This window comes from Leptotrichia sp. oral taxon 215 str. W9775 (genome assembly GCF_000469505.1).
In the GTDB taxonomy this organism is placed as follows: domain Bacteria; phylum Fusobacteriota; class Fusobacteriia; order Fusobacteriales; family Leptotrichiaceae; genus Leptotrichia_A.
Map to the genome: position 1 here is coordinate 39,812 of NZ_KI272842.1, position 11,999 is coordinate 51,810.

At 31.7% G+C, this 11,999-nt stretch carries 14 protein-coding genes; 13 read left to right on the forward strand and 1 reads right to left on the reverse strand.

Annotated elements, in window-relative coordinates; genetic code table 11:
- Positions 1–7 precede the first annotated feature (7 nt).
- From HMPREF1984_RS05425 to HMPREF1984_RS05455, 7 genes are all read left to right on the forward strand, one after another.
- Positions 8–1,039, forward strand: a complete 1,032-nt coding sequence (locus tag HMPREF1984_RS05425) for a rod shape-determining protein (protein WP_021766918.1) — start codon at positions 8–10, stop codon at positions 1,037–1,039.
- Positions 1,040–1,067: 28 nt separating this feature from the next.
- Positions 1,068–2,045: a hypothetical protein gene (locus tag HMPREF1984_RS05430; protein ID WP_021766919.1), complete on the forward strand. Its 978-nt coding sequence runs from the start codon at positions 1,068–1,070 to the stop codon at positions 2,043–2,045.
- A 40-nt stretch (positions 2,046–2,085) separates the two neighbouring features.
- Positions 2,086–3,618, forward strand: coding sequence for a phosphoglucomutase (locus HMPREF1984_RS05435; RefSeq protein WP_036099949.1), 1,533 nt, complete (start codon positions 2,086–2,088; stop codon positions 3,616–3,618).
- A 25-nt stretch (positions 3,619–3,643) separates the two neighbouring features.
- Positions 3,644–4,306, forward strand: coding sequence for an EndoU domain-containing protein (locus tag HMPREF1984_RS05440; protein ID WP_021766921.1), 663 nt, complete (start codon positions 3,644–3,646; stop codon positions 4,304–4,306).
- A complete protein-coding gene (locus HMPREF1984_RS05445) occupies positions 4,306–4,743 on the forward strand; it encodes a hypothetical protein (protein ID WP_021766922.1) in 438 nt (145 codons plus the stop codon). Before HMPREF1984_RS05440 ends, HMPREF1984_RS05445 begins: the two co-directional genes overlap by 1 nt.
- Before the next feature lie 73 nt (positions 4,744–4,816).
- On the forward strand, positions 4,817–5,278 hold the full coding sequence (locus tag HMPREF1984_RS05450; protein ID WP_021766923.1) for a DUF3290 family protein: 462 nt from the start codon (positions 4,817–4,819) through the stop codon (positions 5,276–5,278).
- Positions 5,279–5,303: 25 nt separating this feature from the next.
- Positions 5,304–5,933: a DUF421 domain-containing protein gene (locus tag HMPREF1984_RS05455; RefSeq protein ID WP_021766924.1), complete on the forward strand. Its 630-nt coding sequence runs from the start codon at positions 5,304–5,306 to the stop codon at positions 5,931–5,933.
- Between the two features lie 128 nt (positions 5,934–6,061).
- Here the strand turns inward: HMPREF1984_RS05455 and HMPREF1984_RS05460 are convergent, their stop codons facing one another.
- Entirely contained in the window at positions 6,062–6,316 is a 255-nt protein-coding gene (locus HMPREF1984_RS05460; protein ID WP_021766925.1) for a PspC domain-containing protein, read from the reverse strand.
- Between the two features lie 258 nt (positions 6,317–6,574).
- Between HMPREF1984_RS05460 and HMPREF1984_RS05465 the strand changes: the two genes are divergently transcribed.
- The 6 genes from HMPREF1984_RS05465 (at position 6,575) to HMPREF1984_RS05490 (ending at position 11,910) form a co-directional block, all read left to right on the forward strand.
- Complete coding sequence (locus HMPREF1984_RS05465; RefSeq protein WP_021766926.1) at positions 6,575–7,201, forward strand: tetratricopeptide repeat protein; 627 nt, start codon at positions 6,575–6,577, stop codon at positions 7,199–7,201.
- A gap of 93 nt (positions 7,202–7,294) precedes the next feature.
- Complete coding sequence (locus HMPREF1984_RS05470; protein WP_021766927.1) at positions 7,295–8,146, forward strand: ATP-binding protein; 852 nt, start codon at positions 7,295–7,297, stop codon at positions 8,144–8,146.
- Positions 8,147–8,446: 300 nt separating this feature from the next.
- A complete protein-coding gene (locus HMPREF1984_RS05475) occupies positions 8,447–8,665 on the forward strand; it encodes a FeoA family protein (protein WP_036099921.1) in 219 nt (72 codons plus the stop codon).
- 89 nt (positions 8,666–8,754) lie between these two features.
- Entirely contained in the window at positions 8,755–9,003 is a 249-nt protein-coding gene (locus tag HMPREF1984_RS05480; RefSeq protein WP_021766929.1) for a ferrous iron transport protein A, read from the forward strand.
- Between the two features lie 56 nt (positions 9,004–9,059).
- Entirely contained in the window at positions 9,060–11,219 is a 2,160-nt protein-coding gene (gene feoB / locus HMPREF1984_RS05485; RefSeq protein WP_036099922.1) for a ferrous iron transport protein B, read from the forward strand.
- Positions 11,220–11,508: 289 nt separating this feature from the next.
- The gene (locus HMPREF1984_RS05490) at positions 11,509–11,910 is read left to right on the forward strand and encodes a DUF2721 domain-containing protein (protein ID WP_021766931.1); all 402 of its coding nucleotides are present in this window, start codon (positions 11,509–11,511) and stop codon (positions 11,908–11,910) included.
- Positions 11,911–11,999 lie beyond the last annotated feature (89 nt).

Here is an 11,999-nt window from a genome sequence, read left to right on the forward strand (position 1 = left end):
AGGAAAAATGGGAATATTTAAATTTTTAAGAGTATTTAGGGTCAATAAAAGTATATCAATAGATCTTGGAACTGCGAATATATTGATATATGACAAACAAAGAAAAAAAATAGTGCTAAATGAGCCATCAGTTGTAGCAAGGGACAGAAAAACAAGAAAAATAATAGCTGTTGGAAAAGAAGCCAGGGAAATGCTTGGGAAAACACCTGCAAGCATTGAAGCGATAAAACCTTTACAGGATGGAGTTATTGCAGATATAGATTCTACAACAGAAATGATAAGCTATTTCATACATAAAATTTATGGAAATTCTTTATTCAAGCCTGAAGTTATGATCTGTGTCCCAATACAGGTTACAGGAATTGAAAGAAAGGCACTTTTTGATGCAGTAAAGGGAGCTAAGAAAACATATATTATTGAAGAGGGAAGAGCCGCAATAATAGGTTCAGGAGTGAATATTTCCAAGCCGGAAGGAAGCATGGTAATCGATATAGGTGGAGGTTCTACAGATGTTGCAATACTTTCACTTGATGAAATCATAGCAAGTAAATCAATAAGAATTGCAGGAAATAAATTTGATGATGATATTGTAAAATATATTAAGAAGAAATATAACCTTCTAATAGGTGACAGAACAGCTGAAAAAATAAAGAAAGAACTGGCAACAGCATTGAGAAGTGTTAATCCTGAAATAATGGAAATAAAGGGAAGAGATTTGGAATCAGGAATCCCTAACACAATAGAAGTAAATTCAAATGAAATATGTGAAGCAATTGAGGAATCATTGTACCAGATAGTAAACTCTACTAAGGAAGTACTTGAAAAATGTCCACCTGAACTTGCAGCTGATATACTTGACAACGGTATAGTAATGACTGGTGGAGGTTCACTGATAAAGGATTTCGTAGAACTTATGGAAAAAGAAATAGGAATAAATGTATATTTGTCACAGAATCCTTTAGATTCAGTAGTTTTAGGTGGAGGAGCAGCTTTTGATAATAAAAAACTGTTACAAACACTGCAAGTAAGAGAAAATTAGTCTGTCAGTAAAATTTATAGGGTGATTTATGAAAAGTAAGGAAGTATTATCGGCATTTGAAAAGGAAGTTAAACAGAATAAAATTTCTGCAAGTTATCTTTTTTATGGAGATAAAAGAGTTGACTTACTTTTCTATGCACTTGAATTTTCAAAAATGGTAATGACAAAAGATATAGAAGATGAGGAAGAGAAAAAGAGCATAGAAAAAAAAATAGAAAATCTCCAACATTCTGACATTGAAGTTATAAATAGAAAAAATGAAAATATAAAAATAGATGAAGTAAGAGAGCTGATTTATGATGCGATTGAATCAGCTTACAGTTCTCCTAAAAAGATTTTTATTCTCTGTGGAATAGAAAACTTAAGGAAAGAGTCTTCGAATGCACTGCTTAAGATTCTTGAAGAACCTCCGAAAGACGTCTATTTTATTTTGCTTGCACGAAGTCTGAATATTATTTCAACAATAAAGTCACGGACTATAAAATTTCATCTGGAAGGGGCAAGTAATGAAGAACTTGGAGTCAGCAAGGAAATTTACTATTTTTTTGATGGAAATGAAAATAATATAAGAAGATATAAGGAAAACGGAATTCCGCTGGAAGAATATGAAGACGGGATAAATTCATATGAGGATGCATTGTCTAATATAAAGGCAATGAAGGAATATGCAAAAAATGAAATGGAGAATAATGAAAATAGCAGTTCAGACGCTAGTTTTCTGGAAATAATAATAAATTATAACAGAAGTATAGAATATATAGTGAAAAAAATAAGATTTTTTAACATTGAAGAAGTTTACATGCTCGTTAATGAAATAGAAACTGAATTTAAGCAGGAAAGGGAACTTCTTGGAGATTTACTCGGTAAAATAATAATAGCGGCAAAGAGGACAGCAAATGGAGAAAATCTGAAAAAAATGATAAATATGAAAAACAGTCTTAGAAGTAATGTGAATGTGAGAAGTATTTTATTCAATTTTTTTAACACTTTGCAGGAAATTGTATAATAATCAGAATATAAAAAAAACTAAATTAGAAGGAGAAGCTATGGATTTGAAACATTTGGTAAGTGGAACGGATATTAGAGGAATTGTTTCGGAAGTTGAAGGAAAAAAAGTAACTCTGACAGAAAAAGAAGTTGAATTTATAGGAAAAGCATTTGGAAACTGGATTACAAAAAAATACGGAAGAAAATCTGAACTTGAAAACAGAAAAATAAAAGTATCCGTAGGATATGACGCAAGACATACAGGGCCTAAGTTTTCAAAAATTTTGAGGGATGTTCTGAAAAGTATGGAAATAGATGTTTATGACTGCCAGATGTCCATAACGCCTTCACTGTTTATGACTACAATATTTGAAGATTATAAGGCTGACGGAGCTATAATGATAACAGCAAGTCATCTGCCAAGCTGCTACAATGGACTGAAATTTTTCACGACAGAAGGTGGTCTTGAAAAAACTGATGTAGTTGAAATGCTTGAAATGGGAAATAAAAAGGCATGTCAATGTGAAGCTAATCTTAAGGAAGCCCTTAAAATAGAAGAAAAAAAAGGAAGAAGCTATACAAAAAATCTGGCAGAAGATTACGCCGCATATACATGTGAATTTATAAGAAAAGAAACAGGAGAAGAAAAACCGTTAGAAAATCTTAAAATAGTAATTGATGCCGGAAACGGGGCGGCAGGATTTTTTGCTGATAAGGTAATAGAAGAGCTTGGCGGAAATTCAGAAGGAAGTCAGTTTTTAAATCCTGACGGAGATTTCCCAAATCACGTTCCAAATCCTGAAGCTAAGGAAGCAATAGAATCAATAAAAAAAGCAGTTCTGGATAACAATGCAGATTTTGGAATAATATTTGATGCAGACGGAGATAGAAGTGCCTTCATAGATAATACAGGACGTGAAATAAATAGAAACAACCTTATAGCACTGTTAAGTGATATACTTTTAAAACAGACTCCTGGAGCAACTATTGTTACTGATTCTGTAACTTCTGCAGGATTGAAAAAATTTATAGAAAATCATGGTGGAAAACATCATAGATTTAAAAGAGGATATAAAAATGTAATAAATGAAGCTAAAAGACTTAATAATGAAGGAGTTTACACTCCTCTTGCAATAGAAACTTCAGGCCACGCGGCTTTTATAAATAATTATTTCCTTGATGACGGTGCATATATGGCTGCCCTTCTTCTTATACAGCTTGTAAAAAGTAAAAAAGAAGGTGTAAATTTCACTGATATACTAAATGAGGTGGAAGAAGCCGCTGAAGAAAAGGAAATAAGATTTGCAATAAAGGCTGAAGACTTTAGAAGTGAAGGAAATAAAGTGCTGGAAGCTTTAGGTGAATATGCTGGAAATGTAAAAGGCTGGGAAATAGAAACTCCAAATTATGAAGGTGTGAGAATTATCTGTGACGGAAACAGCTGGTTTTTATTGAGACTGTCTTTACATGAACCTCTGCTTTGCCTAAATATAGAAACAGGAGAAAAGGGGAAAATTGAAGAAATACAGGGACAGATTTATGAATTTTTAAAAGACTTTGACAAGGTGGATATTACACCAATAAAAAAATAAATATTAAGAGGACGGATTGGAAAAGATGAAAAAAGAGAATATCCTGAGAGCGGTCAGAATAATTGTGTTAGTTATTTTTTGTCTATTTGCCGCAAAGGTTTTTATTGGGAAAAATGGGAACAGCAGTAATAATAGCAATCTGACGGCGGCATCGAAAAATAATAAAGTTTCAGAAAAAAATAGTACAGGTACAAATTCCGGAAATAGCAGCAAAAATACTTCGAAAAAGAAAAAAGAAAAGGAAAAAACAGAAATTTCGGAGGAAAAATCTGCTAATACGGGGAATAGAAAATACAAAATAGATTATGACCATATAATTGGAGGGGATATTTCTTCCAATGGAGAAAAAGTTACAGGAGGCCATACTCTTTTAAAGGGTGATGTAAGAATTGTGAAGAAAATTGGGGCTCCTTCGAAAAATGGTGTATATAAAGCAAGTGTTGAAATAAGAAAACCTGACGGAACATGGCAGAAAAAAACCAGCAATGGAGGAGTAAATACAATGTTTCCTGAAAGCTGGGATGAAGCAAGGATAATAGATGAAATAAATTCTGCATGGGAAAACAGGAAGGATTTAAAGGGAAGGGATAATAATATGTGGCAAGGAATAAGTAAAAGTGGAGTTGTCATGAGGGGATATAAAAGTCCAAGAATAACAGCCTATCCTGTTTTTGAAGGTGATAGATAATGAAAATTATATTTGGATATTATGATGATGAGGATTTTGGTCTGACAGCATACCCTGATATTCTTTATTCAGACAAGAAAAAGTTTGACTCTTCTAAAGAATACAAAAAGGAAGAGGAAAAAATAGAAGGATATAGAAAATTTTTAATAACAGGAATAATGGAAGATTTTCAGTATGTAGAAGTGCTGGAGGATTTTCTGCCGGAAATAAAAAAGGTGGATACAGGAAAGCTGAAGGAAACAGAATGGGATGGCCAGGCATTTCAACATAAGATAAATAAGAAAAAAGTTGAATTTACGCATACTATTTTTGGAGAATGTGAAGAGTATCCGAAATGGAGCTGTAAGTTTGATGAATATAAGAAAGTTCTTTATGGATGGGATAAGTTTCTAAAAATGCCGGAAAGTCTGGAGACAAAATTGGAAATAGAAATTTAGGAAAAAATATGATATAAATATATGTTATAAATAAAGTTTATAACATATATTTTTTTAGAATGGAGGAAGATAAATGGAATTTTACAGTCGAAGTTATCTGGAAAATTACAGATTAATTGGAGATGGAGTATCCTTAGTATTATTATTTGGGATGATATTGTTTTTTGGATTTTTAATGTTTAGATGGTTTAAAGGAAGTATTTCAGTAAGAGGAAAACAGCTCAGCCTATTATTTTTAATACTTGTATTGCTATTTGGACTGTTAAAGATAAGTGAATTTCAGGCTCAGAACAATCAGGAAAAAATAAGTAAAAATACAGCCAGTGTAATAAAAGGCCTTTCAGAAAAATTTAATGTCAGTGAAGATGAGATATATGTGAACACAAAGGAAATAACAGAACATACAGTTTATAAAATAAAGGATAAGTTTTATCAGATACATTGGGTAAATAACTCAATATTGGTGGAAGAAATGAAGGTGCCATATGTTGAAGATATAAAAATACTGGACGGAAACGAAGAAAATAAAAAATAAATTTATATGGAAGGAGAAATAGGGAATGGAATTTATAATACAGGTAGCTATAAAATTGACAATAGGCTTTACAGCATTGCTTATATACATGAATATAAATGGAAAAGGACAGCTTGCACCGGTAACAGCGACAGACCAGATAGGAAACTACGTTTTAGGGGGAATAATTGGAGGAGTTATTTATAATCCGAGTATAACAGTTGTACAGTTTCTGATAGTTCTCCTTATATGGATTTCTCTTATGACGGCTATCAATTTCCTGAAAAATTCAAGCGAAGATGTAAAAAAAGTATTTGACGGTGAAATGGTATTTCTTGTTAAGGATGGAGAAATAATAAAGGAAAATTTTGCAAAGGTAAATTTATCCCTTGTGGATTTTTATACAAAAATGCGTATGAAGGGTGTAGTCAGAGTTAAAGATATTGATAAAGCATTTGTCGAATCAAATGGTCAGATTACAATTCTTCAGAAAAATGATAAAAATCTTGCAATACCTTTAGTTGCTGAAGGTAAAATACTTGAAACAGGACTGGAGCATATAGAAAAAGATAGAGAATGGCTAATGGAAAAATTAAAGGAAAAGAATGTTGAAAACCTTGAAGATGTTTTCTTAGCTGAATGGTCAGGAGACAAATTATTTGTTGTAATGAATTAAAAGGAAAACAAGCAGATAGAAATTTTAAATACAGATACTGAAAATAAAAAATAGTTACTTAAATTTAAGACATATTCTACATCTTAAAAAGAGTAACTATTATTTTATTTTATGTGATTTTTAAAAAATTAGTCTTCAACCTTTTCAGCTTCTAAAACTTCTTTTTCTTCTTTATCTTTTTTTTCAGTATAGTCTGCCGGTTTATCAGGCATAATGAAAAGACCTAGAATAAAATAAGGTATAATCCCCATTCCTCCTGGAAGTGCAAGCAGGACAGCACCAATACGTATTATAGTTGAATCCACTTCAAAATATTCTGCAATTCCTCCACATACACCAAGAATTTTTTTATCAGTTGATGACTTATATAATTTTTTTTCCATCGTAATTCCTCCTTTACAATTCAGTTAGAGTATATTACAAAAATAAGATAAAGTCAATAAATTACACTCGATTATATAAAAAATGAAAGTAGACTAAAAGTCTGGTGAAATAAAAATGGAAGTTGGATTTACATAATAAATATAAAAAAATAACATTAATTAATAATACGGTAATATGTAAAAAAGCAAAAATAAAGTTTACTAAACGAAATATTTATGATAAAATAAACTATAATAAGTCAATTAGGAGTGAACAAAATGTTAGAAACATTGATTTTTAGGGAGATAAGATATAATGGGAACAATGAAAAGTTTCTAAAGAAAATTCAGGGAAAGGTAGCAGAAAAACCTGAAGATATTGATGCACTGCAAACTTTAGCATCAACTTACCATGCATTAAAAGAGAATGAAAAAGCAATAGAAATATATGAAAAACTGGTTAGCTTGAAGCCGGAAGATCATGAAATACGAGCATTTTTAGGATATCTTTATTATGAAAATGAAGAACTGGACAAAGCTGAAGAAAATTTAAATAAAGCACTTGAATTAAGTCAGCTTGAGCCATTTGTACTGTTTCTGCTGGGGAATATATATTCCAGAAGAGGTAGAATATCGGAAGCGGTTGATTGCTATGAAACTGCTATTTTTCTAGACTTTGATATGTATGTTGCTCATATTGATTTTGCAAGAAAATATGAGCATATGGGTAGACATAAAAAAGCCTTAAGGGAATATAAGGCCGCTCTTGAAATTGATTCTAGGGATGAAGGATTACTGGAAAAAATTAATTATATTGAAAATAAATGTAAAGCAACAAAGAACTGCGATTTTGAAAAGGAAGAAAAAAACCAGTTTATAAGTGAAAAATTGGCATTAAATCTATAAACTTGAGAAATCGGATATATAAAGTTGTCTTGTCTATGACAACTTTTTCTATTGTCTAAAAATAGATAAATTAAGAAAATTGATGGAGGAAAAGTGGTAAATTTAGTATGTGAGGCGATTATTCCTGACGGACCGATGAAAGAAGTGGAAGAAATAGAAAACAGTATTAGAACGGTGTATAGAAAACCAATATGGAATAAATTTATAAAAGCTATAAATGATTACAACCTTGTAGAAAATGGGGATAAAATTGCCATTGGAATATCTGGGGGAAAAGATAGCCTTCTTCTTGCAAAGCTTTTCAGTGAGCTGAAAAAGGATAAAAGTAGAAATTTTGAATTTAAGGCAGTAAGCCTGAATCCCGGGTTCAGACAGTCTGATCTTGATAATTTTAGGAATAATCTTGAAAAATTAAATATAGACTGTGAAATTATAGATACTAACATATGGGAAATAGCCAATGAAAAAGCCAAGGATTATCCATGTTTTCTATGTGCAAAAATGAGAAGAGGAATTCTTTATAAAAAAGTGGAGGAATTTGGATTTAACAAATTAACATTAGGTCATCATTTTGATGATGTTATTGAAACTACAATGATAAATATGCTTTATGCAGGGACAGTAAAGACGATGACTCCAAAGGTAAAGTCAACGTCAGGTAAACTGGAGCTTATAAGACCTCTTATATATGTAAGGGAAGCTGATATAATAGAATACACAAAGAAAAATGGTATTAGGGCAATGAACTGCGGATGTACAATAGAAGCAGGTAAAACTTCAAGTAAAAGAAAGGAAGTAAAGGATCTTCTGGCAGCACTGGAAGAAAAGGATCCGGGAATAAAACAGAGTATATTTAATTCCATGAAAAATATAAACTTAGATTATGTTTTTGGATATACTCATGGAAATAAAAAAGATAATCAGATTGAAGATGATGAAAATTAAAAATTATAATTAATATGGAAAACCATCAGAAAAGAATTGATACATGAATTTAGGTAATAAAATCTTTTCTGTTGGCTTTTTTTATTGGAATATTCATATATAAAATAGTTAAATTTTAATTTTTTTGTTGCAATATAGAGAAAAATAAGGTAAAATTATTTTGTTAATAAAAATTTTTTATATTGTGTTTCAAATTTTATGTATTACATAAATTTTGTAATTATTATATAAAAGTTAATGATGAAAATACTAAAGATAAAATGATAATAAATGAATCATTCGGAGGAAAAGAGGTATTTTATGAATTTATTGATGGCACCAGTTAACACACCATTAAAAATTATAAAGGTGAAAATGGAAGGAAGCCAGGAGAGACAACTAAGTAGTATGGGATTTGTTGCCGAAAGTGAAATTATGGTAATAACCGAGAACTCTGGAAATCTTATTGTAAATGTTAAGGACTGCAGAGTAGCAATTGGGAAAGAAATTGCACAGAAAATAGTAGTCAGGGTGAAATAGCGGTGATGCAGTTATTATAGAAACTGTAAAAAAGTTTTTAAGTTGTTTTAAATATTTTAATATAAATTTTATAGGAGGGAGAGTTTACTATGACATTGAAAGAATCAAGGGTGAATTTTAGTTATAGAGTAGTGAAAATTCATGGTTCAGGACCATTCAAAAGAAGAATTATGGATATGGGAATAACTAAAAATGCAGAAATCTACGTAAGAAAAGTAGCTCCTCTGGGAGATCCTGTACAAATATCCATAAGAGGATATGAATTAAGTCTTAGAAAAGAAGATGCTGAATGCGTAGAAATAGAACCTATAAATTCACAAAATTCTGCTGTTGTATAATATGATTGCAGATTGATTTAGAGAATTACAGGAGAAGAGAAAAGGAAGGAGAAAAAATGAGCATAACAATAGCTTTAGCAGGGAATCCTAACAGTGGGAAATCAACATTATTTAATGCTTTGACAGGATCGAATCAATATGTGGGAAACTGGCCGGGAGTTACGGTAGAAAAGAAAACAGGTGTTTATAAGAAAAATAAGGAAATACAGATTACTGACCTACCAGGAGTATACTCGCTGTCACCGTATACATTGGAAGAAGTGGTGAGTAGGGAATATCTGATAAATGAAAAACCTGATGTAATAGTAAATATAATAGATGCTTCAAATATAGAAAGAAACCTATATCTGTCCACTCAGCTGTCAGAAATTGGTATTCCAATGGTAGTGGCATTGAATATGATGGATGTTGTTGAAAGAAACGGGGATAAGATAGATACTGAAAAATTGAGTAAAATATTAAACTGTCCAATTATAGAAATTTCAGCATTAAGAAATAAAAATATAGATAAAGTTATAGAAGCTTCCCTTCAGGCAGCTGAAAAAAGAGATTTTTCTTATATAAAATCATTTAATCCTGAAGTAGAAGGTATAATTACAGAGCTGGAGAATGTTCTTTCAGGTGCAGGTGTTTCAGAATATAAAAGATGGTATGCCGTAAAATTACTTGAAAGAGATGAGAAATCTACAGCAATGCTAAAATTATCAGAAACAGATAAAAAAGAAATAGAAAGTATTGTAAAAAAGGCAGAAGATGATTTTGATGATGACGGTGAAGGAATTATTACAGATGCCCGTTACAACTTTATATCAGGGGTTATAAATCAGACTGTAAAAAAAGGAAGAACAGGCTTGACTGCAAGTGATAAGGCAGATAAAATTTTAACAAACCGTATATTTGCACTTCCTATCTTTGTTGCAATAATGTTTTTAATTTACTATGTTTCAATAACAATAGTAGGTGGACCTATTACTGACTGGGTAAATGATACATTCTTTGGAGAAATTATAGGTGGAAATTTAAAAACTTTCCTTGAAGGAATAAATGTGGCTCCTTGGCTTACAAGCCTTGTAGTTGACGGTATAGTTGGCGGAGTTGGAGCGGTATTAGGATTTCTTCCAATTATAGCGACACTTTACTTCTTTATGGCGATACTGGAAGATATAGGATATATGTCAAGAATAGCATTTATTTTAGATAGAATTTTCCGTAAATTTGGACTTTCAGGAAAATCATTCATACCTATACTGATAGGTACAGGATGTTCAGTTCCTGGAATTATGGCGACAAGAACTATAGAAAATGAAAATGACAGAAGAATGACTATAATTGTAGCTTCGTTTATGCCATGTGGTGCAAAAACAGAAATTATAGCACTATTTGCGGCGACTATTTTCATTGGTTCAAAGGGTTGGTGGTTTGCACCGGTATGTTACTTTGCAGGAATTTTAGCAGTAGTAATTTCTGGAATTATGCTTAAAAAGACAAAAAGCTTTTCCGGAGATCCTGCTCCGTTTGTAATGGAATTACCTGAATATCACCTGCCATTACCATCAAACATAATAAGAACAGTATGGGACAGAGTAAAAGCATTTATAATAAAAGCCGGAACAATTATATTACTTGCAACTGTAGTAATATGGTTCCTGCAAAATATATCAACAAAATTTGAATTTGTGGAATTCTCTGAAGACAGCCACTCAATTCTGGAAGCTATGGGAAGAATTATCGCTCCTATATTCAGTCCTTTAGGATTTGGAAACTGGGCTTCTACAGTTGCAACAATAAGTGGACTTGTAGCAAAAGAAGTTGTTGTATCTACATTCGGAGTAGTTGGAGGATTGGGAGATGCCGCTGTTGAAGATGCTTCATGGATAAAATATACAAACGAATTATTTACTTCTGTATCAGCATTGAGTTTTATGCTGTTTAACCAATTATGTATTCCTTGTTTTGCCGCAGTTGGAGCAATGAGGGAAGAAATGAACAGTGCTAAATGGTCATGGTTTACAGTAGCTTATCAGATGGGATTTGCATATGCAATTTCATTGATTGTATTCCAGTTTGGAAATGTATTTGTACTGCATCAGGCACCTACAATATGGACTGCAGCTGCAGGATTGGTACTGGCACTTATACTTTACATGATGTTCAGAAAACCTAAAGAAGCAAAGGCAGAGGTTAAGTCAGCAGTAACTGCAAAAAGTAATCAATAGTATAAAAAAATAATTTGTTCTGAAAGGGGATGGAAAATATGTCAACAATAATTGTGTTAGCAGTGGTAATTCTTGCAGTCGTATTTGCGGTAAAAAGAGTGAAGAAACATGGTGGCTGCAACTGTGGTAAGAAAGATTGCCATTCCTCATGCTGTAAACGTATAGACAAATAAATCAGAATAGATGCAAGGCCGAGTTATCAAAATCAGCCTTGCTTTTTCATTTTTTTCAAAAATAATGGAATATATGATATAATATAAAAAAGATTTCAGATGAAAGGAGAATAGGTATGAATCTGGAAATTACCACACCTGCAGTTCTTTTTCCGTCAGTTTCATTGCTTCTGCTGGCATATACAAACAGATTTCTTGCACTGGCTTCAATTGTAAGACAGATGGATGTGTGCACAACTGATGAATATCAGATGAATCAGATAAAAAATTTACAGAAGAGGATGCGGTATATAAAAAAGATGCAGTACTTTGGAGTGGCAAGTCTGCTTTTATGTGTTGTTTCAATGTTTTTTCTATTTTTTCAGGTGGATTTACTGGGGATGTTCTTTTTTGTAATAAGTCTTGTACTTATGATAATATCCCTTGCATTTTCCCTGATGGAAATAAAAATATCACTTGAAGCGCTGGAAATACATCTGAATCATTGCGAGTATAAAAAGGAAGATAAAGAGAAATAAGTAAATAGTAGAGGTTTTCAACATAAAAAATAAAAATTGAAAATTATAGTAAAGTTTAAAAATCTTAACATTGAATAATAGAAAAAAAA

Excerpts from the sequence above, each read along its gene's own strand:
- HMPREF1984_RS05425 (WP_021766918.1), top strand. The coding sequence starts at position 8 with ATGGGAATATTTAAATTTTTAAGAGTATTTAGGGTCAATAAAAGTATA.
- HMPREF1984_RS05430 (WP_021766919.1), top strand. The coding sequence starts at position 1,068 with ATGAAAAGTAAGGAAGTATTATCGGCATTTGAAAAGGAAGTTAAACAG.
- HMPREF1984_RS05435 (WP_036099949.1), top strand. The coding sequence starts at position 2,086 with ATGGATTTGAAACATTTGGTAAGTGGAACGGATATTAGAGGAATTGTT.
- HMPREF1984_RS05440 (WP_021766921.1), top strand. The coding sequence starts at position 3,644 with ATGAAAAAAGAGAATATCCTGAGAGCGGTCAGAATAATTGTGTTAGTT.
- HMPREF1984_RS05445 (WP_021766922.1), top strand. The coding sequence starts at position 4,306 with ATGAAAATTATATTTGGATATTATGATGATGAGGATTTTGGTCTGACA.
- HMPREF1984_RS05450 (WP_021766923.1), top strand. The coding sequence starts at position 4,817 with ATGGAATTTTACAGTCGAAGTTATCTGGAAAATTACAGATTAATTGGA.
- HMPREF1984_RS05455 (WP_021766924.1), top strand. The coding sequence starts at position 5,304 with ATGGAATTTATAATACAGGTAGCTATAAAATTGACAATAGGCTTTACA.
- HMPREF1984_RS05460 (WP_021766925.1), bottom strand. The coding sequence starts at position 6,316 with ATGGAAAAAAAATTATATAAGTCATCAACTGATAAAAAAATTCTTGGT.
- HMPREF1984_RS05465 (WP_021766926.1), top strand. The coding sequence starts at position 6,575 with ATGTTAGAAACATTGATTTTTAGGGAGATAAGATATAATGGGAACAAT.
- HMPREF1984_RS05475 (WP_036099921.1), top strand. The coding sequence starts at position 8,447 with ATGAATTTATTGATGGCACCAGTTAACACACCATTAAAAATTATAAAG.
- HMPREF1984_RS05480 (WP_021766929.1), top strand. The coding sequence starts at position 8,755 with ATGACATTGAAAGAATCAAGGGTGAATTTTAGTTATAGAGTAGTGAAA.
- feoB (WP_036099922.1), top strand. The coding sequence starts at position 9,060 with ATGAGCATAACAATAGCTTTAGCAGGGAATCCTAACAGTGGGAAATCA.
- HMPREF1984_RS05490 (WP_021766931.1), top strand. The coding sequence starts at position 11,509 with ATGAATCTGGAAATTACCACACCTGCAGTTCTTTTTCCGTCAGTTTCA.